The organism is Apilactobacillus apinorum (genome assembly GCF_001281175.1).
Lineage (GTDB): Bacteria > Bacillota > Bacilli > Lactobacillales > Lactobacillaceae > Apilactobacillus > Apilactobacillus apinorum.
Map to the genome: position 1 here is coordinate 145,593 of NZ_KQ440395.1, position 21,713 is coordinate 167,305.

General features: G+C 35.6%; 25 protein-coding genes, 1 pseudogene and 1 riboswitch. Of the genes and pseudogenes, 14 read left to right on the top strand and 12 right to left on the bottom strand.

Features of this window, described 5'->3' with window-relative positions:
* From RZ74_RS00655 to RZ74_RS00670, 4 genes are all read right to left on the bottom strand, one after another.
* Positions 1 to 328: helix-turn-helix domain-containing protein (locus tag RZ74_RS00655; protein WP_148562066.1), on the bottom strand; the 328-nt coding region annotated here is incomplete at its 3' end.
* A gap of 131 nt (positions 329 to 459) precedes the next feature.
* Positions 460 to 1,101: a TetR/AcrR family transcriptional regulator gene (locus tag RZ74_RS00660; RefSeq protein ID WP_053949537.1), complete on the bottom strand. Its 642-nt coding sequence runs from the start codon at positions 1,099 to 1,101 to the stop codon at positions 460 to 462.
* 3 nt (positions 1,102 to 1,104) lie between these two features.
* Positions 1,105 to 2,184 (bottom strand): ABC transporter permease, encoded by a 1,080-nt coding sequence (locus RZ74_RS00665; protein WP_053949538.1) that lies wholly within the window; start codon positions 2,182 to 2,184, stop codon positions 1,105 to 1,107.
* Entirely contained in the window at positions 2,184 to 2,906 is a 723-nt protein-coding gene (locus tag RZ74_RS00670; protein WP_053949539.1) for an ABC transporter ATP-binding protein, read from the bottom strand. Before RZ74_RS00670 ends, RZ74_RS00665 begins: the two co-directional genes overlap by 1 nt.
* A 206-nt stretch (positions 2,907 to 3,112) precedes the next feature.
* Between RZ74_RS00670 and RZ74_RS00675 the strand changes: the two genes are divergently transcribed.
* The 4 genes and pseudogenes from RZ74_RS00675 (at position 3,113) to RZ74_RS00690 (ending at position 5,318) form a co-directional block, all read left to right on the top strand.
* Entirely contained in the window at positions 3,113 to 4,066 is a 954-nt protein-coding gene (locus tag RZ74_RS00675) for a biotin--[acetyl-CoA-carboxylase] ligase (RefSeq protein WP_053949540.1), read from the top strand.
* A gap of 91 nt (positions 4,067 to 4,157) precedes the next feature.
* On the top strand, positions 4,158 to 4,565 hold the full coding sequence (locus RZ74_RS00680) for a MerR family transcriptional regulator (RefSeq protein WP_053949541.1): 408 nt from the start codon (positions 4,158 to 4,160) through the stop codon (positions 4,563 to 4,565).
* A gap of 11 nt (positions 4,566 to 4,576) precedes the next feature.
* Positions 4,577 to 5,002, top strand: coding sequence for a cupin domain-containing protein (locus RZ74_RS00685; RefSeq protein WP_053949542.1), 426 nt, complete (start codon positions 4,577 to 4,579; stop codon positions 5,000 to 5,002).
* Positions 4,980 to 5,318, top strand: a pseudogene (locus RZ74_RS00690) (carboxymuconolactone decarboxylase family protein). The gene RZ74_RS00685 and the pseudogene RZ74_RS00690 overlap by 23 nt, the downstream one beginning before the upstream one ends.
* 32 nt (positions 5,319 to 5,350) lie before the next feature.
* On the opposite strand, the gene RZ74_RS00695 reads toward RZ74_RS00690, so the two are convergent.
* On the bottom strand, positions 5,351 to 5,623 hold the full coding sequence (locus tag RZ74_RS00695) for a hypothetical protein (RefSeq protein WP_053949543.1): 273 nt from the start codon (positions 5,621 to 5,623) through the stop codon (positions 5,351 to 5,353).
* Positions 5,624 to 6,115: 492 nt separating this feature from the next.
* On the opposite strand from RZ74_RS00695, the gene RZ74_RS00705 reads away from it, so the two are divergent.
* Complete coding sequence (locus RZ74_RS00705) at positions 6,116 to 6,661, top strand: biotin transporter BioY (RefSeq protein WP_053949545.1); 546 nt, start codon at positions 6,116 to 6,118, stop codon at positions 6,659 to 6,661.
* A 66-nt stretch (positions 6,662 to 6,727) separates the two neighbouring features.
* Entirely contained in the window at positions 6,728 to 6,910 is a 183-nt protein-coding gene (locus RZ74_RS00710) for a hypothetical protein (protein ID WP_053949546.1), read from the top strand.
* 32 nt (positions 6,911 to 6,942) lie between these two features.
* Here RZ74_RS00710 and RZ74_RS06850 read toward each other — a convergent pair whose 3' ends face one another.
* Complete coding sequence (locus RZ74_RS06850) at positions 6,943 to 7,938, bottom strand: C39 family peptidase (RefSeq protein ID WP_083437119.1); 996 nt, start codon at positions 7,936 to 7,938, stop codon at positions 6,943 to 6,945.
* Between the two features lie 157 nt (positions 7,939 to 8,095).
* Between RZ74_RS06850 and RZ74_RS00720 the strand changes: the two genes are divergently transcribed.
* Positions 8,096 to 8,947 carry a C40 family peptidase gene (locus tag RZ74_RS00720; protein WP_053949547.1) on the top strand — a complete coding sequence of 284 codons (852 nt, stop codon included), beginning with the start codon at positions 8,096 to 8,098 and terminating at the stop codon, positions 8,945 to 8,947.
* A gap of 217 nt (positions 8,948 to 9,164) precedes the next feature.
* A complete protein-coding gene (locus RZ74_RS00725; RefSeq protein WP_053949548.1) occupies positions 9,165 to 10,142 on the top strand; it encodes a hypothetical protein in 978 nt (325 codons plus the stop codon).
* Between the two features lie 52 nt (positions 10,143 to 10,194).
* Here RZ74_RS00725 and RZ74_RS00730 read toward each other — a convergent pair whose 3' ends face one another.
* Positions 10,195 to 10,914, bottom strand: coding sequence for a hypothetical protein (locus RZ74_RS00730; protein ID WP_053949549.1), 720 nt, complete (start codon positions 10,912 to 10,914; stop codon positions 10,195 to 10,197).
* 338 nt (positions 10,915 to 11,252) lie between these two features.
* Between RZ74_RS00730 and RZ74_RS00735 the strand changes: the two genes are divergently transcribed.
* The 3 genes from RZ74_RS00735 to RZ74_RS00745 all read left to right on the top strand — a co-directional run bounded on the left by RZ74_RS00735 (position 11,253) and on the right by RZ74_RS00745 (position 12,757).
* A complete protein-coding gene (locus RZ74_RS00735) occupies positions 11,253 to 11,714 on the top strand; it encodes a P-loop NTPase family protein (RefSeq protein ID WP_053949550.1) in 462 nt (153 codons plus the stop codon).
* A 305-nt stretch (positions 11,715 to 12,019) separates the two neighbouring features.
* The gene (locus tag RZ74_RS00740; RefSeq protein ID WP_053949551.1) at positions 12,020 to 12,226 is read left to right on the top strand and encodes a hypothetical protein; all 207 of its coding nucleotides are present in this window, start codon (positions 12,020 to 12,022) and stop codon (positions 12,224 to 12,226) included.
* Between the two features lie 15 nt (positions 12,227 to 12,241).
* A complete protein-coding gene (locus RZ74_RS00745; RefSeq protein WP_053949552.1) occupies positions 12,242 to 12,757 on the top strand; it encodes a hypothetical protein in 516 nt (171 codons plus the stop codon).
* Between the two features lie 26 nt (positions 12,758 to 12,783).
* On the opposite strand, the gene RZ74_RS00750 is transcribed toward RZ74_RS00745, so the two are convergent.
* From RZ74_RS00750 to RZ74_RS00765, 4 genes are all read right to left on the bottom strand, one after another.
* Positions 12,784 to 14,016, bottom strand: coding sequence for a serine hydroxymethyltransferase (locus RZ74_RS00750; protein ID WP_053949553.1), 1,233 nt, complete (start codon positions 14,014 to 14,016; stop codon positions 12,784 to 12,786).
* A 285-nt stretch (positions 14,017 to 14,301) separates the two neighbouring features.
* Positions 14,302 to 15,801 carry a glutamate/gamma-aminobutyrate family transporter YjeM gene (gene yjeM, locus RZ74_RS00755; protein WP_083437120.1) on the bottom strand — a complete coding sequence of 500 codons (1,500 nt, stop codon included), beginning with the start codon at positions 15,799 to 15,801 and terminating at the stop codon, positions 14,302 to 14,304.
* 154 nt (positions 15,802 to 15,955) lie between these two features.
* Positions 15,956 to 16,137: riboswitch (Lysine riboswitch) on the bottom strand.
* 66 nt (positions 16,138 to 16,203) lie between these two features.
* Entirely contained in the window at positions 16,204 to 16,458 is a 255-nt protein-coding gene (locus RZ74_RS00760) for a hypothetical protein (protein ID WP_053949554.1), read from the bottom strand.
* 70 nt (positions 16,459 to 16,528) lie between these two features.
* Positions 16,529 to 17,386, bottom strand: a complete 858-nt coding sequence (locus RZ74_RS00765; protein ID WP_053949555.1) for an aldo/keto reductase — start codon at positions 17,384 to 17,386, stop codon at positions 16,529 to 16,531.
* 83 nt (positions 17,387 to 17,469) lie between these two features.
* Here RZ74_RS00765 and RZ74_RS00770 point away from each other — a divergent pair, with 83 nt between their 5' ends.
* From RZ74_RS00770 to RZ74_RS00780, 3 genes are all read left to right on the top strand, one after another.
* Positions 17,470 to 19,830: an HAD-IC family P-type ATPase gene (locus tag RZ74_RS00770; RefSeq protein WP_053949556.1), complete on the top strand. Its 2,361-nt coding sequence runs from the start codon at positions 17,470 to 17,472 to the stop codon at positions 19,828 to 19,830.
* Positions 19,831 to 19,883: 53 nt separating this feature from the next.
* Entirely contained in the window at positions 19,884 to 20,381 is a 498-nt protein-coding gene (locus tag RZ74_RS00775; protein ID WP_053949557.1) for a DUF1836 domain-containing protein, read from the top strand.
* Positions 20,382 to 20,473: 92 nt separating this feature from the next.
* The gene (locus RZ74_RS00780; RefSeq protein WP_053949558.1) at positions 20,474 to 21,115 is read left to right on the top strand and encodes an HD domain-containing protein; all 642 of its coding nucleotides are present in this window, start codon (positions 20,474 to 20,476) and stop codon (positions 21,113 to 21,115) included.
* A gap of 10 nt (positions 21,116 to 21,125) precedes the next feature.
* On the opposite strand, the gene ybaK is transcribed toward RZ74_RS00780, so the two are convergent.
* Positions 21,126 to 21,620 carry a Cys-tRNA(Pro) deacylase gene (gene ybaK, locus RZ74_RS00785; RefSeq protein ID WP_053949559.1) on the bottom strand — a complete coding sequence of 165 codons (495 nt, stop codon included), beginning with the start codon at positions 21,618 to 21,620 and terminating at the stop codon, positions 21,126 to 21,128.
* Positions 21,621 to 21,713: the final 93 nt, after the last annotated feature.

Genomic DNA, 21,713 nt, shown 5'->3' on the forward strand with positions numbered 1-21,713 from the left:
TAACGTGTTGGGAATGGTTAATAATCAAAATATAGAATGCGATTGCTAAAGCATATGAAGAATAAAGAGAACAGTTTAATCCAACCATCTTCTTACGTAAATCACTTTTTTCGATGAATTCCTTCATCCCTTTATCTTCTTTTAGCATCGTATCTAATGAAATATTATATAAATTACTTAATTGAATTAGACTCTTGATGTCTGGATAACTGTTTTCATTTTCCCAGCTTGAAATAGTTTGACGAGAAACATTCAGTTTTTTTGCGACATCGTCTTGAGTTAATTCTTTAATTTTACGTTGTTGTTTTAAACGATCACCAAATTGCATGATTCATCGCTCCTTTTGTTTAATGAATGCTTTAATTATATGAAAAAAGGTTCAAAATTGGTAGATAAGTTTCTTAGCATTGTTGATATATCAACGAAAAAGGCCATCCAAATGGGATAGCCTTTTTTGTTTTATTTGTGAATAGCGTTTGTGGTCATCTTGATCATGGATGCAATTTGCTTTTCACTATTCCAATTTTGAGGATGGAATTTGTATTCTTGAAGCATTGAAACTAATAGTTGACCGCTAATGATTCTAAACAATTCTTCACCTGACACATCGTTTCTGACGTCGTCATCGTTTTGCATTAATGTTTCTGCTTTTTTAATAATGAATGATAACTTAGGAAGCATAATATCTTCAATTTTATCTCTCAAGTCATTATCAATTAGTAACTGATTAAACATGATTTCGATGATTTCATGGTTATCTTCAATAAACTTAAAACGGTCACGAATAATGTATTCAATCATTTGATCCAGTTTAAAAGTTTCTTGATCAACTGCCTTTATAAATTGTTCACTCAATGATGGAGCAAGTTCGTTCACAATGGGGGTAACTAAAGTATCAAGTAATTCTTTTTTGTTTTTAAAGTGTTTAAAGACGGTTGCTTCACTTAATCCACACTCTTTAGCAATGGATGAAGTAGAAGTTGATTGGTAGCCGTTTTCAGCGAATAATTTAATCGCTGATTTTAGTACCTGACGTTTGCCGTTAGGCATTTTGCTATTTTCGACCCAATCATTAAAACTAGTGTAAGTTGTTTCTTCCATTGGTTAAACCTTTCTGTAGCGTTTTAATCCAATAATATTAATGGTTGTTAAAACGACGATGAATAAAATAATTACCATTAAGTCTATACTAATTCCACTGAATGTAAAGCCACGCATCATGACATTACTAATTGCTTCTGAAGCGTATTTGATAGGGAATATAAATGATAGTACTTTAGCCCAAGTATCTAGAGAGTCCAAAGGAATTAGTCCAGAGAAGAAGATTTGAGGAATAACTACGACGGGGATGAATTGCATTAATTGGAATTCTGACTTAACAAAAGTAGAAAGCAATAATCCGGCAGCAATTGCCACAATTGATAGTAGGAAAGTCGTTAATAGAATTAACCAAATTGATCCAACAACTTCGATATTTAAAATGTTAATAGTGAATAATACGATTAATACAGTTTGGATAACTGCCATCGCACCGTAACTTAATGTGTAACCAAAGATGATTTCAGATCTTTTAACCGGGGTAGCTAAAAGACGGTCCAAAGTACCGGTAGTACGTTCTTTCAATAGTGCCATTCCAGAAGTTAGGAAGACAAAGAAGAATACAAAGAATGCCATTAGTGTTGGCATCATCTTGTCAAAGAAGTTAGTGTTGCTACTAACGTATCTGTATTCATTGGCGAATTGAACTTTTGGTTGCTTCATTTGAGCGGGCATAACTTTTTCGGCAACGCTTGATAGATTTTTGATGGTAGTTTGAGTAAGCGCAGTTTGTAGTGCGGCCTTAGTCATACTGGTCTTGGATGCATCAATGTTGGCATGCACCATAGTGTATTTATTGTCTTTGTATACAATGAATGAATCAATTTTATTTTCTTTTAAAGCGTTATTTGCGTCTTTTTCATTATTATATTTTTTGATGTCAATGTTTTTAACGTGCTTTAAATTAGATTCAACTTGTTGAGAAATATTGATAGTACCAATATTAACATCGGTATTACTGTAACTCTTGAAAATGTAAGACATTAGTGACATCACAATAATAGGTACGATAAAAATCATTGCTAATGTTTTCTTGTCTCTGAAAATTTCTTTTAAGATTCTGCTAGCAATTGATAAAGTTTTCATTACATATCACCTTCAGCTTTCATAAATACATTTTCAATACTATCTACTTGGTATTGAGTTTTTAGAATTGCGGGAGTGTCATCCGCAATAATATTTCCATCAATTAATAGAACAACACGATCGGTTAATTCAGCTTCATCCATAACATGAGTAGTTACTAGAATTGAACAACCATTATCGCGTAATTTGCCTAATTCAACCCAAATTTGTTTTCTTAATGCTGGATCAATTCCAACAGTAGGTTCGTCTAGAATTAGTAATTGAGGACTACCTAGAAATGCAATCGCAAGTGATAATCTTCGTTTCATTCCACCTGAGAAGTTTTCAATCTTCTTATCTAAATGTTGAGTTAAATCTACGATTTCAGAGACACGTTCAATTTCTGATGCAATTGAATCTTTGTTAATTTCTCTCATCTTAGCGAAAAAAGTAAGATTTTCTCTAGCTGTTAGTGAGGAATATAATGCGTCAGATTGAGCCATGTAGCCCATTTTATTTAAGACTTTTCGGTTAGGCATGTGAGTGTTAAATACTTCTGAATTACCACTATCAGCTTTTTCCATACCAAGAGTTAATTTAATGATGGTTGATTTACCCGCACCGGATGGTCCAATTAGACCAACGATTTGACCGGTATTAACTTCAAACGATACATCATTTAAAACAACTTGTTTACCATATTTTTTCTTTAAATTATTAATTGAAATGATTTTATTAGTCATGATAAATTCTCCTTTTTAAATGGTGAGTGAGTACTAACTTACCTAACGGAGATTATTATAAAAGATGAATTTCAAAAATGCAAATAAAAAATGAAAAAATTTTTTGATGTTAAAAAAGCCGTTTCCTGAATGGAAAAGGCTAGTCTTAATTCTAATATATTTAAAAAATATGATATGATTATTTTAACAACACAAAGGAGTTCGTCATGAAAATTGATCAATTACTACAATTGTTTATCGCGCACCAAAATGAATGGGTGTCTGGCAATCAATTGGCTGAATCATTGGATATTAGTAGAACCATGATTTGGAAATTAATTAAACAATTAAAAGAACAAGGTCATCAAATTGAAAGTAAAACTAATTCAGGATACAAATATATTGGTAACGATGAATTGAATGAGCAATTAATCCAAGATGGTTTGGATACTGAATATGATGTCATTGTCAAAAAAGAAATCACATCGACCAATTCATTTGCGAAACAATTGAATGATCAAAATCATGATGACAAGCGTCATTTAATTATCGCTGAAAAACAAACTCAAGGATATGGGCGTCGCGGCCGTAGTTTTTACTCGCCTGAAAAGTCAGGATTATACATGAGTATGCTAGTGCCGTTTCATGATGCCAAGAACTTAAATCCTGGTTTGTTAACTACCATGACTGCGGTAGTGGTTGCGAAAGCACTGAAGAAAATGTATCCGGAAATAGATTTTTACGTTAAGTGGATTAACGATATCTATGTAAATAGTAAAAAAGTCGTTGGAATTTTGACTGAATTAGTAATGGATGCCGAATTAATGCAACCATCTGCGATTGTTGTGGGAGTCGGAATTAGTTTAAACATTCAAGATATTCCAGACGAATTGAAAGATAAGGTTGGTTCAATTAGTGATAAAAAAATTAATAAGAACCAATTAGTCGATTTAATTGTGAATGGATTTGAAGCAGAATTTCCGCATTATTTGGAAGCTAACTTCATTGAAGAGTATCAAAAGATATCATTCTTGAATGGTAAGAAGGTTAGCGTCGATGTAATTAATGATACGGTTGAAGGCATTGTCACCGGAATTGATAAACAAGGGCACTTATTACTAGATGTTGATGGAAAAGAAGTAACCATTAATAATGGTGAAGTGGTGAAGGTTAATTTTTAAAGAATCATCTTTTGAGATGATTCTTTTTTATTGCTTGACTTAGAGTTAACTATAACTAGTATGGTAGAAAAGAAGTTAGTAGAAAGGACTTATTATTAAGCAATATAGCATTGGCGAATTTGCCGAAAAGGTTGGTTTAACCACTTATACCCTTAGATATTATGAAAAACAAAATTTGATTGTCGCTAAAAGAGATGAAAATGATCGTCGTTATTATGATGACCAAGATGTGAAATGGATTGGATTCATTTTGCATTTGAAAGGGACAGGGATGCTGATGAGTGAAATTCAAGATTATGTTGCACTACGTACAATTGGTGATTCAACGATTGAAGATCGTAAAGACTTACTACAGCAAGTTAAGAAACGTAGTTTATCCGAAATTGAAGAACGAAAAGCGCACTTACAAATTTTGTCGCATAAAATCAATTGGTATGATGGCAAACTAGACCATCAAGTTGACGAAAGCTTCCAAGAATATTTAAAACGATTCGAGTAGGAGGCAATAAAATGAATGAAGAAGTAAAGAACGGAATTATTTTTGAACGTGGCGATAAGAATGATGCTTACGCCCAATTTTTCACTGGTCAAAGTTATTTAAACGGCTTAATTAGTCCTGAAAAAGAAGTCAATGTTGGTGTTGACAACGTGACTTTTGAACCGGGATGTCGTAATAATTGGCACATCCACCATGATGGCTATCAATTACTATTGGTAACTGGTGGCGTTGGTTTGTACCAAGAAGAAGGTCAACCAGCACGAGAATTACATCCAGGTGATGTAGTTGTTACGCACGATGGTGTCAAACATTGGCACGGTGCCACACAAGATAGTTGGTTCTCACACGTGGCGATTACAGCAGGGACTCCAGAATGGTTAGAAGCGGTTGATGATGATCAATACAGTCAAGCCAATGCTTCAGCAAAGCGTGATTAAGATGAAAAAACAAACCGCGGGAAGAGATAACTTAGGTTCATTTGCGCCTAAGTTCGCAGAAATCAATGACGATGTTTTATTCGGTGAAGTTTGGAGTCGTGAAAAAGAACTTTCACCCAAGAGTCGTAGTATGATTACGATTAGTAGTTTAATTGCGTCTGGTAACTTCACCCAATTAGAAGCGCATTTAAAGATTGGTAAATAAAATGGGATTACCAAAGAAAAAATCGCTGAAATAATTACTCATTTATCCTTTTACGTCGGCTGGCCTAAAGCATGGTCAGCGTTTGATATTGCGAAAAAGGTATATCAATAAAAAAGAGAATTCAGAATACTGAATTCTCTTTTTTATATGATTAATAATAAGCCTTCAAATAAGAACATCAATATTATTAAAACAATCCAGCCGATAACCTCATTTTTGGGATCTACAAACCATCTATATAATATTATGATAGAAATTACCAATATAATCGCAAAGAAGATATTTACGCCACCGATTAGCATGTTGTTCATGTTGATGGCTGAAAAATATGGTTTTAAGATAAATACAAAAAGCGCTGTGATGGCTAAAGCATAGATGATGTCAAAAAAGATGACGATTTTTAAAGATTTAATCAAAATATGATGCCTCCCGCTACTTCATAATATAACTATAGTATACATCAATAAATTAACTAAAAAAGCCACTACATAGTGGCTTTTTTAGTCTTTAAAATACAAATCTCGGTGCAACATGCAACGAGGGTTAAATTGAGCAAAACAATAAGGACATGTCGATTGACGATATTCTTGATAAGTTAATTGATGTTCACATTTTCCACACATTACAGGAAGCGTCTTATGCACGCTGATGGGCATAAATCGATGATCGGTAATTAGATTATGACATTGATAACAAGCATAGTATTGATGGCATTGATCACATTGCATTGCTGCAACATCGTTATGTTTACGGTAATGGACACAACGACCGCTGTTATCAACTTGAATTCCGTATATCATATTTTCCTCCTAGATTAGTTACTCTATTTGACATTTTAGTTAACAATATGTATTATATCAAATTGTTAACCTCATAAAAATAATTAGTTAACAATAAAGGGGATACATATGAAAAGTAGAGACATTACAGAAGTTGCCTTAATGACAGCTTTAATTATTGCGTTAGCATTTATTCCAGCAATTCCAATCGGAATTATTCCAGTACCAATTGTGCTACAAAACTTTGGGATTATGCTAGCTGGTTTATTATTAGGTGCTAAAAAGGGAACCATTTCAGTATTACTATTAATGATTTTAGTTGCTGTCGGATTACCTGTCTTAACTGGTTTCCGTGGTGGACTAGTAATCTTTGCCGGACCTACCGGTGGTTACCTATTATCATGGCTATTAATGCCAAGCTTGATGGCGTTCTTTAGAAAATTATTGAGTCGTTTCTTTTATCCAAACCGTTTCACTAATTTATTCATCACCACTTTGATTGCAAGTGTTGTGATTGCCTATGCAATTGCTATTGTCTTCATTTCATTCCAAAGTCACATTGGTTTAGATAAGTCATTCTTAGCTAATTGCTTATTCATTCCAGGGGATGTTTTAAAAGCAGTCGTGGCCGCTTTAGTAGCAACTCGTTTACTACCAATTTTGAACAAAAAATAAACAGTTTAGTTCTCATTCATAACAGATACGTATATAATGGTGGCAAATACATGAGGAGATGATCAGATGGATACATCTAAGATTATTAATCCAATGCTGGGATGGAAGTTACGTCCAGTTGTTGAAGCCACTAAAGGAGCTAAGGACATTGATGACATTAAGTTTAACTACATGTTAATGCCTAAGCCTGATACACCAGAACATGTTGCTGAATGGAAACGTGTTTTAGCTGAATATGAGAATAGATAAAAGCAGTGAGCCGAAGACTTACTGCTTTTTTATTAATACCCAATCGCCTTTTTTTGAACGAATTTACGATGATATTCAAATTTGGCATTTGTTAATGATGTTCTCTTTTTATTCCAAGGATCGTTAAAGTAAATGTGATTATTATCAAAACCAGTCATGGTAACGGCATGGTTAGGGAAGTTATCGATGTCTCCTACGTATACCACAATCGGGTGACCAGTTTTTTGAAGGTATTTCTTTAGGAATTGAGTGGATTTACCAGTAAATAACTTGCTAGAACCTAGGTGTTTCTTAACTAATTTCATCAATGCAGGTGGGAAGATGTACCAACCTGATTTTTTAAACGGATCGCCGACAAATCCATTATTTGGATTTTTGCTTTTTGGCATTTCTTTCGCCAAATCGGTTTTCTTTAAGTTGCTCTTGTTTTGATAATTAATCATCATTGTTACGGCAGTAATTTCACAACCAGTAGGTAGTTGTGGTAATTGACCGATTAGTGGGACATGATTAATCTTATATGCGGATGAATCTAGGGCGGATGTCTTAATCCAGCCTAAGTCCTTAGTTTTATAAAAAACGTGTGCGTATGTTCCTGCCTTAGTAGTGGCAAATGCATGAACAGATACCCACTTATTTAGATAAGGTTTAGTGTTCGCAAAACTTTTCACGTTATCAGCGGAAGTGTTGTATGGACCATTTTTATATCTGTTGACTGTTTTTTTAATCTTAGTAGAATAACTAACGCTTTGTGTTGAAGTTACTTGATAGTAGTTATTGTTATCAACGTTTGGCTGCGTGTTAGTAGAGTTATTAGAATTATTATCGCCGGTAGTTTGTGAATTAGTTTGGTTTGAAGAACTACTATTATCCCCCGGTATATATGTATTGTTGGTAAAACTATTTGGTATTGTTGGTGTTGCAGATGGGTTAGATGCATCTGCTTTGGCTGCTTTTACATTAGTCATCGCAATTAAAAACGCCATGCTAATGAAAAACAAAATCATTTTGTAAACTGATTTTTTCATTAATGTTTCCCCCAGAGTAATTGATAATATTAATTATAGTCTAATAATTGCATCAAATTTGTTAAGAATTCTTAATGGATATTAAGGAATCTTAAGAGAAATTAGACACATTATAGGAGTAATATAATATTGTGATAACTACTAGGGGGGACTTACTATGCTAAGACTAAATAAAATTTGGTTGGCGGTTTTGGTAGTTGCATCATTTGGAACGGTTTCACTACTACATAATGTTGATGCATCTGCACATGTTTACCAAAATCCCAAACAATATTATCAAATTTCTGATAAACAAATTGAACCGGTTGGTAAGGTCGGTTATACAGTTAAAGTCGGTTACGAAGGAATCAAGACTTTAAAGATTATGCGTCGTTTAGGTATTAACATGGGACCAATTGGTACTGGTCACTATGAATACAACTATGCTACTAAACTAGCGGTGGAAAACTTCCAACGTAAGCACAATCTAAAAGTGACTGGTAACGTAGACGTTAAAACCTGGGTTAAACTAGGTTTCAAGAAGAGTGATTTCTATGACATCGATAAGTATGTTGCTCCATTAGGTGCTAAGATCACTCAAGGTAACAAAGCGCACATTGAAGCAGCCATTAAGGAAGCATACAAATACTTAGGTAACCCATACATTTATGGTGCATCTTCAAGTCCTAAGTATGGTAACGATTGTTCTGGTTTAGTGGTTCAAGCTCTATATGCCGGTGGAATTAATCCTGCACCAGTTAGTGCAATTCAACATGCACATCCTGGCAACGAATGGAACTCACGTCGCCTATGGGCTTCTAAGAAATTTAAGTTTGTTCCATTTAGCCAAAGAAAACGTGGAGATTTAATTTTCTACTACCAACCAGGTACTAAGACTATTTGGCACGTGGCATTATACTTAGGTCATGACAAGATGATTGAAAGTTGGCCACCACGTGTGCAAATCTCAAGCATCTACGCACGTTCAGTCCACACTGGATACGTTGCTAGACCTTGGGTTGCGAAATAAAAAATAAAAAAGCACCGCTTTCATATAGAAGTGATGCTTTTACATTATAAATTATCAAATTTTAAAAGTGGTGTTCATTTTGAGAAAAAATAAAAAAGTAAAGAATAAAACAAGCTTTTTAGCTAAATTGTTTTTCTTATCGGTCTTAATTAAACATATTTAGTTTTGATAAATTGAAACTAAATTATGGCAAATTGCCAATAAAGGAGATATTTATATGAAAACAAAGACTTTATTTAATACTGCCCTAACAACTGCATTAGTTGCGGGTGGATTGACTTTTGCGAATGCACAATACAATGCTCACGCTGAAGCTGCACCAAAGTACAATTCTGAAGTGGGCGTAGCGCACACGAGAGTGCATGTTAAGAGTAAATACCTATACACTTCATTATCTATGAAGCACAGAGTGCGTATCAACAACAAGAAAGTATACATCTACGAAAGCTACATTCACTTTACTAAAGGCAAGCACAGAGGTGTCTGGAAATATGTAAAGAGTGGCAAAGTACACGGTTGGGTAAAAGCTAGCCAAGTGAAGAAAGCCCCTGCTAAAGCAAAGGCAAGTAAGAAGATTTCTGGTTCAATTACGATCAAGATACCTTCTACTTCAAATGGTTCAGTTAAAAAATCAATCGCCAAAAAACCAGTAGTAAAGAAAACCACTGTTAAAAAGACTGTAGCTAAGAAATCTGTTAAGAAAACAACTACGAAAGCCAAGTCTACTACAAAGGACAAATACTACATTCCTAACGAAGCTAATGTAAGAGCTGAATTTAAGAAATTGTTAGACCCATATTTAGCACAATACAACAAGACATATGGAACTCCTAGCGATATGTCTAATTACAATGCTATTGTTGATAAGGGAGATGACGGACAAGATTACGGTGGAGAATACGTTGTAACATCTGGGAACGTTGTTCAATCCGATAAGGCAATGGCTAAAGAACTATTTAATGGACTTTTACACGGTACTCTTATGGATAACTTGAAAGACCCTAGCAGAACTAATGTAATTATCGACCACATTACTTTTGACGGCAAAATCAACCTAACTAATCCCGGTAAAACTCCATTAGGAATTGACGCTCGATTATACCTAACATGGTATTGGAACCCTAATATTGAGTCACCATATGTAGTTTGGACTCACTCCAATTCCAACACTAATGATGATGAATACGACGAATAACAATGACAAATAAAAAAAGGACGCTCACAATTGAGCGTCCTTTTTTTGTATCTTATTTAAATAGTTTTGCGAAGAAGTCTAAGATTGGGTTACTTGAGTATTTACTACCGGAACCTGTTTGAGCTAGTTGTGGTGTTGATGAACCAGAACCACCTGTCTTGTTGGTATTAGTGTTGTTGCTGTTACCACCAGAAGATTTTGATTTTGAGTTTCCGTTAGTTTGACCTTGACCGTTATTATTGTTAATTACGATCTTGTCAGTATCCTTTTTAGCTTTCTTTTCGCTAGGAGTTGGAGTCTTGATAGTAACGGTTTGGTCTTCAGAACTCATATCCTTGTGTTCAGTAATGACTGTACCGTCCGCTGTTTCAGCGGTTTCAAAGGCAGTCCACTTAAATTCACGGTTTGTAGGATCATTGGCACCATTAGCTAACTTGTCCAACCAACTTAGATCGGTACTTGTTTCGCTAGTATCCATGTGATCGTCTACGTTGTCGCTTCCCACAGAGTTATCGGCTTGACTTTCGTATCCGTTATCTCCGTTTCGGTTAGTTTCAACCGTGTTTGTATCGTTTGTATCAGTTTGTCCATTTGATGAAGAACTAGTATCAGAACTATCTGAAATTGAACCATTATTCATGTTTAGTAATTGGTTAGCGGTCTTAGTTGAGTGCGCTTGTTCAGTGGTGCTTGCGTTTTCACTAGGTAATCCGTTAGCTTGTAGTTGTTTTACCATGTACATAGCTTCGGGTTCTTCACGTCTAGTAGACATAAATACCTTAACTGTACCGTAAGCGGATTTAGGAGTAAATTTTATTCGTCAGTTAATATTACTTTTACTTAGGAGAAATAACTTAATCAATGGGTTACCATTGATGATTTGGCGATTTATCGCCAAATTAATAAAAATCTACACGTTGAAAACGTGTAGATTTTTATTTTTGAAATTGCCAAGTTTAATGTTATATCGTATAATCAACTGGCAGGTTAAAAGACCTGTTTGTTTATAATCTCTTTGAAAGACTTTTCTATTCTTTATTACACTTATAGATTATAGGCTTGGAGGACGAATGTCCTCCTTTTTTTATAAATTTAACGAAGAGGTCGAATATGAAACCAGTACTAATTATCATTCGTGGTAACCAATCCAGTGGTAAAACAACATTAGCTGCTAAACTCCAAGAACAACTTGGCATCAATAAAACATTATTAATTCAACCATCTGCAGATGATGACACTAAAACCATGATTAAGTTAGCAGAATATGGTCAAAAGCGTTTTGAATACGTCATCATTGAAGGCCAACTACCTAAAGATATTTATGCAGAATCAATTAAAAACGTTATTAAAATGTTTGGCAAACAAACTTTAGTTTATTATTTAAATCTAACGTTAGACCAAACGATTCAATTGGACCAACAAAGGGATGATTCGTATGGAAGAGAACGTTTAGTAGAACAATTTCAACCATATGATCAAATTGATGAATTAGAAAAACAAATTGATGAATTGGATATTAATGAAAAAATTAACCGAATAATTGAAGATATCAATAAATTACCATTATTTTAAGATGTTGATATGATGGCATTTAGCGAACAAATAATTAATTTCTTATTAAATTTTACATTATTTGGTTATAAACACTTGCTTATTTATACTAAATATTTTATATTATCACTTGTGTTTTTCTGAATCGTCATATATAATAAGAACAGTTGTTCGCATAAGGCGATCAGTTAACTCATATTTATTGATATTAGGGAGACCTCTCATCTCTCTAAAATTATCTCTTATCTCTCTCAAAAAAGACCGCTCTCTCTCAAGATGGTCTTTTTTTATTTTACATAAAATAAGTTTGAATCCTAACTGGTATAATGGTATTACCTGAAGATAAAGTTGGTGGAGGAATGGGCGCTTTCTACACGATTGTGACTTTTGGTCTACCAATTGGTTCGGCGATTGCCGGGGTGTTAGCAGCTGGATTATCAACGCTATCGGGTTGGTTTGCATTAATGTTAATGTCTGCTATCAGTATTGGGTATTTGGTGGTATTATCTATTAAGTATTCATCCAATGTGTAAAAGGAGTCATCAACAATGGAAACAAAAAAATTCGAGAAAAACATTTTGATTTATAGTGCAGCTGCCATTATTATTTTTGCTTTGATTACATGGGCGCTTACTGATAATCAATTTAACCTTGCGATATCAATAAGACCAATTAATTTTTACTATAAACTGGTACCGATTGCGTTTTTAATAATTTATTACACTGTTGCGTCACTTTTTAAAAGTAAAGCATTAAGCGTCATAGTGTACACAATTTACTTGTCAGTTTTTGGTTTTAATTTGTTCGCTCTTATTTTTAGCCTGATGTCAGCTAATTTCTTATTGGCGTTATTATATTTGATTTTGATTATTACGTTTTTTGTGGTCAATTTCTACTATATTATTAGTAATAACCAGATCATTAATGATAATGTTAATAATCATGAAGATTACTTGAAGAGTTGGCTACACAGTATTTACCAAAACGTGATTACGAATAAAGCATTGGTGATTTCAATTGTGGTGTACTACGTAATCAACAGTATCTTAAATAATCCAAAATAAAAAAGCACATCAGTGCTTTTTTATTTTTATCTATTAATAGGGTGACTAGCAACTAGTGCTTTAACTTGTTCGCGGGCGTCATTTAATAGGGGGTCATCACTAGGGTTATTTAATACTTTGACAATGATTTCAGCGACTTCTTCAGCGTCATTTTCATCGAAGTTACGACTGGTAATCGTAGGGGTTCCGATACGGATTCCTTCCATAATATCACCGTCTTCTAGTGGTAATAATTCTTTGTTAGTTGCAATCCCAACGCTGTAAAGTAATTCTGCTGCTTGATGACCAGTTAGACCGGTTTGGTTTAAATCTAAAGTCATTTCATGATTTTCGGTATCTCCAGAAACAACACGGATCTTGTCATCTTGGTTGAAGATGGCAGCCATGGCTTGGGCGTTCTTAATCACGTCAATTGCGTATTGATGGAATGATGGTTGAAGTGCTTCGCCTAGTGCTACCGCTTTAGCCGCAATAACGTGTTCTAAGGCACCACTTTGTGAGATCGGGAAAACGGCGTAATCTAGTTTTTCCGCGTATTTGGCTTTAGCTAGAATTAGTCCACCACGAGGGCCACGTAAAGTTTTGTGAGTGGTTGAAGTTACCACATCAGCAACTTCAACAGGGTTAGGATGGACTCCCGCAGCGACTAGACCAGCGATGTGGGCCATGTCGACCATTAGGATGGCACCAACTTCATCAGCGATTTTTCTAAATTCAGTCCAATCAATCACATGGCTGTATGCGGAAGCACCGGCGATGATTAACTTAGGTTGGACTTCTAAGGCGATTTCACGAATTTTAGCGAAGTCCAGTAATTCAGTTTCTGGATCCACACCGTAAAAATGTGATTCGTATAGTTGACCGGAAAAGTTATGTTTTTGACCGTGGGTAAAGTGACCACCAGCGTGTTCACTCATTGCTAAAATCTTGTCGCCGGGTTCTAGAAAAGCAGCGTAAACTGCTTGGTTAGCTTGGCTTCCTGAGTGGGGATGTACGTTGGCGTATTCAGCATTGAATAGTTTTTCGGCACGACGTTTTGCAATCTTATCAATTTCATCAATTGCTTCGTTTCCGGTATAGACACGCTTGTCTGGATAACCCACCGCATATTTATTGGTTAACACAGATCCTTGTGCAGCACAAACCGCTTGTGATGCGATGTTTTCTGAAGCGATTAATTCAATCACATTGTCTTGGCGTTCATGTTCTTGTTGAATGGCGTTAAAAATCTCTGGATCTTCTTTTGAAAAATCATACATAAATTAGATACTCCTTTAGTAATAAAAAACGCCCCTGTACTTTCGTACAAGGGCGTTTTAACACTGTTCCACCTTATTTTATATCAAGCTCACACTTGATACCTCTGGTTCTTAATGCGCATTAAGATTTCGATTTAATTGATATAGCTTGACTGCCTTCGTTCAAGAACTAGGTATCTCGTTGCACTGAATCAGATACTCGCTTAACTAGTTGATTTGAATTACTACTTTCAAGTTGCAATTAGAATAGCTTAAACTTTTTAGACTGTCAAACTATTTTTTGCATTAATCTGGAATTCTGTTTTGGAAACGGTGGTAAAAACTCCATGCAATGATGATGAAGAAGACGGGTCCGAATAGTGTCCAGAATGCAGTTTGGAAGTCATTTTGCAATATGGGTTGTAGAGTGGTAAAAATAATTGAAAAACTTAGTGCTAAAATTGTTACGATTGAAGTAATCCAAGTAGTCCACTTGTTCTTGTAGAAGACGAAATTATCACTAGTTTGGGTGATGTGCTTCTTAAAGACTGGGAATGCGACTACCAAGAATAGGTAAGGCACGGCCGTGGTCATGTTGTTCATGTCGGTTAAGATGGTGTAGAAAGTTTGGGCGCTTGATCCACCGAATGAAATACCAGCAATGATTAAGACAATGACGAAACATTGTGCCCAAAGAGCATTGGCAGGGACGTTGAAGCGGTTAATCTTAGTTAAACGATTTGGCCATAGTTCCTTTGGTGAACCTTCGATAAATGACTTGATTGGTGCATATGTTAGGAAAATAAATTCCCCAGCGTAACTTAGGAATCCAGTTAAACTAGTGATACGAGTTACCCATTGACCAACTATTAGTGATTGCGCAACGCTTAAGTGTAAGAAGTTGTGACCGAATACGTAACCTAAGTTAGTTAATAATGCAAAACGGACGTTACCTAAGTTAACGTTTGAACCGCTTAAAGTATGTAGCCAATTAGTACTAATTCCACATAGTAAAATACCAACTAAGTATCCAACAGTCATGATAACAGTTGCGATAACCACGGCACGTGGGAAAGTCTTCTTAGGGTTCTTAGTGTTGTCGGTAATACTACCTAATGTTTCCATACCAGCGTATGCGAAAATGGCATAAACTAGGAATGAAAAAACAGCGATTGGTGATTGGAATGCAGGGTTTGGTGAGTGAATTAATGCATGGGCAGTAACTGGTTCAGCAAAGTGACCATGGTTAGCTGCTAAAACAAAAATTGATAGTAAAATGAAAATTGCCATATCGAAAATTCCGATAAGTCCACTGAAGTAAGATAGGCTCGCGATTGACTTCATACCGTGGTTTGCTAACCAAGTTACGATTACAATCACGATAATACCTAAAATCCCAACAGTTGCGGTTGAATCCAGTGAACCGATGTGCCAGCTACCAGTAGTATCATGTCCTGAAATAGTAACGGCTAGTGGAATCCACATTGTAGTTAACATGAAAACTAAAGTGATGATCCATCCGGCTAACCAAGTAAAACTACCGATGAATGCCCACTTTTTACCGATACAATTTTCAAGCCAGGAATAAATTCCACCGTGAGCATCCTTGTATGATGAACCAAATTCAGCGAACATCATACTAGTAGGAATGAAGAATAGCACTGCTCCTAATACATACCAGAGAATACTTGAGTATCCCATTTGATAAAATGCTGTTTGCGAATTTGAAATTCCAAAAATGGTTGAAAAGATAATTAAAACCAATCCCATCGTTGAAATCTTCTTGTTGACTGAAACCTTATCCATAAAAATCATTCTCCTCTCAAAAGAAGAGTGCTAAGGTAAAGAAAAAGGCCACCAATTGATTTTTGTTATCAAAAGGGGGCCTACTCAATAAGAAAGGACTATTCAGCAGAATAGTCCTTTTAAAATTATTATCGTGTTAAATTTCTTTACGTATAATCTTAAAAGCACCCCGTGAATATCTCTATTCACGACAGTCCCTAGCTTATTCAACTAGGACCCAACAAGTTAGTTTTTTAGGAAACTAATTGTTTCGGCAAATGTCCCTTTAACTTAGTATCAACACCACCTAAATGGCTCTCCTAAGCTACTCTTAACATCTGCGCCTCTTCCTTAGATAAATTATTAAGTTATTTACACTTTAACGCTAAATAAAAAAATTGCAAACAAAAAATTATAGATTCATTAATTATTGTTGTGATTTTCCTGTTCACGACGGGAAATTTGTTCTCTCATTTGTTGGTTTTGAGCTTTTAGACGATTAACCATTTGTTCTGTTTGTTGCGTTTGTAAATCCATTTCACGACTTGCGCGTTTTCTTTCGTCGCGATCAAAATATAAACTAAATAGCCAAGCGACGAAAAGGCAGGTGAAGACAATTGCAAAGCCAATTCCGACAAGGACAAACATTAAAACAATTGCAAAAATGATTAAACCCATAACTAAAACCCCTTATATATGTATTATTAAAAAGTAATTATACACCTAATATAATTACTTTTTAATTAAATTATTTATGACGAGGATATTGGTGTTCAATTTCATAAACTACTTCGGGGTCGTCACCAGTACGCATATCTTGATTTAAGTCATCAATTGATTGCATTTCGTGATCTGATAATTCGAAGTCGAATAAGTCGCCATTTTCCAAGATTCGTTCAGGAGTGCTGGACTTTGGAATAATCGCGACACCGTTTTGTAGATGCCATTTTAATATGACTTGAGCGACTGACTTACCATGTGCTTTAGCGATCGCTTGAATTGTTTCATCGTGCAAAGTGGCTCCACGGCCCATAGGACTCCATGCTTGGGTCACGATTTGTTCTTCGTTATTGGCAGCCAACATTGATTTTTGACTTAGGTATGGATGAACTTCGATTTGGTTAACGGCTGGCATTTCAGTTGCTTGGGTCTTTAATAAATCCAAATGAGTTTGGTGATAATTACTTACCCCAATTGACTTCACTTTTCCTGCTTTTTTGGCATCTTCAAAGGCACGCCAAGTTTCAAAGAAGTGGCTACGGACAGGCCAGTGCACCAACAATAAATCAATGTAATCAGTTTGGAGATTAGCTAATGATTCATCAATCGCATCTAAAGTGGATTGATAACCTTGTTTTGGTTCTGGGATTTTAGTGGTGATAAATATTTCATTTCTGTTAATTTGTAGCTTTTTAATTGAATTTCCTAGTAGATGTTCATTATTATAGAATTGGGCAGTATCAAATAATCGATAACCAGCCTTAAACGCTGCATCAATGGCAGCGTCCATACTATCTTGATCAGCTAATTTGTAGGTTCCAAATCCTAAAATAGGTATTTGGTGACCGTCATTTAGTTTGATGGTATCTGAAATTGAGTTAGGCATATAAAAGGCCTCCTTTTTAGTTTAACCATCCTTATGATAGTTCATTAAAAGTCGATAAATCAAATTTTTTACATCTAAAAGGGGTGTTAATATTGCAATCTAAGATCGATAGCCAAAAGGGCTTAACCGAAGAACAAGCAAAACGTTTGTATAACCAAGGTTTGCATAATATTAAGCGTACTGGTTTTACTAAAACGATTCCGCAAATTTTGAAAACAAATACGTTCACTTTATTCAATTTAATTAACATCGTCTTAGCAGCGATGGTCTTTTATACTGGCGATTACAAGAACCTTTTGTTTTTAGTGATTGCGATTTCCAACACCGTCATTGGTAGTATTCAAGAAATCCGTTCGAAACTACAACTAGATAAGATGGCAATTTTATCTGAAGGTTTAATTCGCGTGGTTAGAGACGGTCATACTAAAGAGATAAAACCAGACCAAATTGTCCTAGGCGATGTCTTATTAATCGGTCACGGTGATCAAATTCCCATCGATGGAAAAGTTTTAACATCCGAATCACTTCAAGTTGATGAATCTCAAATTACGGGTGAAACTAATTCGATTGAAAAACAACACGGTGATTCAATTACATCCGGTAGCTTTGTTATTAGCGGAAGTGCCCGCATCGTGGCGACTGAAGTCGGTGATGAAACGTTTGTTAACCGAATGGAATCTGAAGTGACACGCACTTATAAAGATTCTGACAGTAAGATGTTAAAAACAATTAACAAGATTATTAAATGGCTTACCTTTGTGATCGTTCCATTGGGGGCATTACTACTAGTTACCAAATTAGCTCGTGGTGACGACATCAATAAAGCTTTGCTAGGAACGGTTGCGGCGATGATTGGAATGATTCCAGAAGGATTGGTTCTATTATCATCAGTCACTCTAGCTGTGTCGGCTGCTAAACTAGCTCGTCATAAGGTCTTAGTCAGAGCTCTACCAGCGATTGAAACTCTAGCCCGTGTTGATACGATTTGTTTGGATAAGACCGGAACTATTACTACTGGTAAGCTTCAATTTGAAAAAATCTTACCACTTCAAAATCATTCAGAAGCCGCATTAAAACAAACTCTGGGTCGCATCGTATACGCGTTTGAAGACGATAACGAAACTTCGACTTCGATTAAAAAGGCGATTGATGACCCTGAATTAACCTTAAGTAGTAAATTCCCATTCTCATCAGAAACAAAGTGGAGTGGAGTCGAAACTGACGATGGTAATTTTGTTATGGGAGCACCTCAATTTATTGTTCCTGAAATGGATGAATCAACCCAAAAGACAATCGATGAATATGCGAACCAAGGTTACCGTGTCTTAGCGTTAGTCCAAAGTCATCGTTCGTTGAAAGAACCATTGGATGATGTTGAATTATTAGGTTTAATTTTAATCAGTGATGAAATTCGCCCGGATGCAGCAACTACCCTTGATTACTTTAAGCAACAAGGTGTTGCTTTACGTGTAATTTCAGGGGATGATCCTAAAACGGTTAGTGCGATTGCGCAACGAGTGGGCTTAGATCACAGTGACCGCTTTGTTGACATGACAACTGTTGAATTTGATGCTGACTATCAAGAATTGGTGCAACGATACGTGGTCTTTGGTCGAGTAACGCCACAACAAAAGAAACGTTTGATTCGTGCTTACCAATTAAATGGTAATACCGTTGCCATGACAGGTGACGGGGTTAACGATATGTTAGCAATGAAACAAGCGAACTGTGGAATTGCGATGGCATCCGGTAGTGAAAGCACAAAGGGAATTGCGGATTTTGTAATGATTAATTCTAACTTTGCTGCGATGATTGATGTTTTAGCAGAAGGGCGTCGAGTTATCAATAACATCGGAAGTGTCGCTTCATTGTATTTAATTAAGACAATGTTCTCATTATCACTTTCGATTCTATTTATGTTTAGTATTCATAGTTATCCGTTCCAACCTATTCAATTGACACCAATCAATACCTTTATGGTGGGATTACCATCATTCCTATTAGCGTTAGCGCCTAACTATCAACGAGTAACTAACCAGTTTAGTTCCAAGATTTATAAAGTCGCATTACCAGCTGCGATTACTATCGTGGGATATGTGGTCTTGATTATTTACATTGGAAAAGCGTTCGACTTTAATTATATTCAACGAGCTACAATTAGTGTGTTGGTAACCGGATGCGTTTACTGGATTGCTTTGTTTAAAGCATCTCGTCCATTAAATAATGTTAAGATTTCAATTATCGCACCATCGATTGTTATCTTTGCGGCGATATTCTTATTCTTCCCTAAGGCGTTTTCATTAGTTGACGTCTTTACGATGCCAATTATTATTCCAGCATCAATTGTGGTGGTAACTGCTGTTCCAGTCTTTATCTTGATTTCTTCAATTGTTCACCGTGTGTTAGTTAAAATGAACCCAGAAAAATTTAGCGATGCTATTTAAGCTAGTTTTTTATACTAGTTGATGTGATATAATTACGTTAACGGGGTGATCGAATGAACAGCAAGTACACTAAATGGCAAAATCAAATGAAAGAAGTAACCCTCCCTAAGTGGGAAGAACTTCCTAAGTTTGATTTATACATGGATCAACTAGTGGCTGTCGTAAATGAAGCTATCGGACCATTAGGGATGGATACAGTCACTAAGTCAATGGTAAATAATTACGTAAAAAATAAGGCGACATTTGCGCCAGTAAAGAAAAAATATCAAACTGTCCATGTGGCAGATATTATTATTATCAGTTTATTAAAACCAGTTTTCTCAATTAAGGATATTCGACAAGGAATTGATGAAGTTACCAAACAACAATTTCCCAAGCAAGCCTACGATGAATTTATCGAAATGCTAGTGCAAAGATTGCACCATATTGCTGATGGCGAACAAGTCCAGCATGATGGGACTGATATCGAAAACTTATTGAGTGCTATTGCGGACACGATTGTGAACCGTTTGATTGCTAATGAAATTTTCGCTGATATGACACATGAATAATAAAAAAACGTCCTACAAGTTGTAGGGCGTTTTTTGTATCGAATTAAATCTAAATCAGCTAAAATAGAAATAAATCACAGGGGGATGTTTTGATGGAAACTTTAGAAGAATTACGTACATATGTGAAATCACAACTACAAGATGATACCACCGGACATGATTTTGCCCACATTGAACGAGTTGTGTCATTAGCTGAAACAATTGCGGAACAAACAGATGGTGTGAATGAAAAGATTGTCATTACCGCTGCATACTTACATGATGTGATTGATGATAAACTTGTTGACGATGTCGATAAGCAAAAAGCATCAGTCCAAACAAAACTAAAGAGTCTTGCTTACACTGATACTGAAATTGATGCGGTGATGGATATCATCACCCACATGTCATATAGTGCTAATTTGGTTCATCAATATGCTCTATCAATTGATGGTCAAATCGTCCAAGATGCGGATCGACTAGACGCAATTGGCGCCATCGGCGTCGCTCGCGCTATGTATTTTGGGGGTCACTTTGGCGATACCATTTATGACCCCGCTCAAACACCTCGCCAGAATATGGACAAAAGCGAATACCGTAAACATACAACGGTAATTAATCACTTTTATGAGAAGTTATTTAAATTGCCAAACTTAATGAATACAAATGCTGCGAAAAAAATCGCAACTAATCGTCAGAAGTTCATGCAGGAATTTGTTAATGAGTTTATAGACGAATGGCGAGGCATTCATTAATAGTTACGGATTATTTAACGATATCCACGAATTTTCCGTTAACTAATTTAACTAAATCGTTAGCGTCTAATTCAACGGAACGACCAACTTGGCCTGATGAGACTAAAATTTGACCCTGTCTTTGAGCTTCGTTGTCGATATAAATAGGGTAGTGGAATTTTTCATAAATTCCGATTGGTGTGTTTGCACCATGTACATAACCGGTGGTCTTTAAAAGATCCTTTAAAGGCACCATATTCACTTTTTTATTGCCAGATTCCTTGGCTAATTTCTTTTCATCTAAATGTTGATCCAATGGCACCACGCCGACGACAGGACCAGTCGTTTTACCTTCTAAAACTAAAGTCTTGTAGATGGTATGTTGATCTGTATCTGCTTCGACTTCTAATTGCGCCACGTTATTTTCGTCATGAGTGGCGAACTGGTGTTGGATATAAGAAATGTTATTTTTATCAAGAATTTGTTCCACTAATGTCTTGTGGACCTTTGCTTTCTTTTTGCCCATTTCAAAATCACCTCGGTATTCATTTTAGCATAGATTTTACAATGTTCTCATGGTAAGATATAATATATCAAAAATGGTATATATAAAAACAGA

Bases quoted from the DNA above. Each gene is read 5' to 3' on its own strand.
- RZ74_RS00705 (WP_053949545.1), top strand. From the start codon at position 6,116: ATGAAAAGTAGAGACATTACAGAAGTTGCCTTAATGACAGCTTTAATT.
- RZ74_RS00670 (WP_053949539.1), bottom strand. From the start codon at position 2,906: ATGACTAATAAAATCATTTCAATTAATAATTTAAAGAAAAAATATGGT.
- RZ74_RS00765 (WP_053949555.1), bottom strand. From the start codon at position 17,386: ATGCCTAACTCAATTTCAGATACCATCAAACTAAATGACGGTCACCAA.
- yjeM (WP_083437120.1), bottom strand. From the start codon at position 15,801: ATGGATAAGGTTTCAGTCAACAAGAAGATTTCAACGATGGGATTGGTT.
- RZ74_RS00760 (WP_053949554.1), bottom strand. From the start codon at position 16,458: ATGGGTTTAATCATTTTTGCAATTGTTTTAATGTTTGTCCTTGTCGGA.
- RZ74_RS00745 (WP_053949552.1), top strand. From the start codon at position 12,242: ATGGAAACAAAAAAATTCGAGAAAAACATTTTGATTTATAGTGCAGCT.
- RZ74_RS00710 (WP_053949546.1), top strand. From the start codon at position 6,728: ATGGATACATCTAAGATTATTAATCCAATGCTGGGATGGAAGTTACGT.
- RZ74_RS00720 (WP_053949547.1), top strand. From the start codon at position 8,096: ATGCTAAGACTAAATAAAATTTGGTTGGCGGTTTTGGTAGTTGCATCA.
- RZ74_RS00780 (WP_053949558.1), top strand. From the start codon at position 20,474: ATGGAAACTTTAGAAGAATTACGTACATATGTGAAATCACAACTACAA.
- RZ74_RS00665 (WP_053949538.1), bottom strand. From the start codon at position 2,184: ATGAAAACTTTATCAATTGCTAGCAGAATCTTAAAAGAAATTTTCAGA.
- RZ74_RS00775 (WP_053949557.1), top strand. From the start codon at position 19,884: ATGAACAGCAAGTACACTAAATGGCAAAATCAAATGAAAGAAGTAACC.
- ybaK (WP_053949559.1), bottom strand. From the start codon at position 21,620: ATGGGCAAAAAGAAAGCAAAGGTCCACAAGACATTAGTGGAACAAATT.
- RZ74_RS06850 (WP_083437119.1), bottom strand. From the start codon at position 7,938: ATGAAAAAATCAGTTTACAAAATGATTTTGTTTTTCATTAGCATGGCG.
- RZ74_RS00750 (WP_053949553.1), bottom strand. From the start codon at position 14,016: ATGTATGATTTTTCAAAAGAAGATCCAGAGATTTTTAACGCCATTCAA.
- RZ74_RS00685 (WP_053949542.1), top strand. From the start codon at position 4,577: ATGAATGAAGAAGTAAAGAACGGAATTATTTTTGAACGTGGCGATAAG.
- RZ74_RS00735 (WP_053949550.1), top strand. From the start codon at position 11,253: ATGAAACCAGTACTAATTATCATTCGTGGTAACCAATCCAGTGGTAAA.
- RZ74_RS00660 (WP_053949537.1), bottom strand. From the start codon at position 1,101: ATGGAAGAAACAACTTACACTAGTTTTAATGATTGGGTCGAAAATAGC.
- RZ74_RS00725 (WP_053949548.1), top strand. From the start codon at position 9,165: ATGAAAACAAAGACTTTATTTAATACTGCCCTAACAACTGCATTAGTT.
- RZ74_RS00675 (WP_053949540.1), top strand. From the start codon at position 3,113: ATGAAAATTGATCAATTACTACAATTGTTTATCGCGCACCAAAATGAA.
- RZ74_RS00730 (WP_053949549.1), bottom strand. From the start codon at position 10,914: ATGTCTACTAGACGTGAAGAACCCGAAGCTATGTACATGGTAAAACAA.
- RZ74_RS00740 (WP_053949551.1), top strand. From the start codon at position 12,020: ATGGTATTACCTGAAGATAAAGTTGGTGGAGGAATGGGCGCTTTCTAC.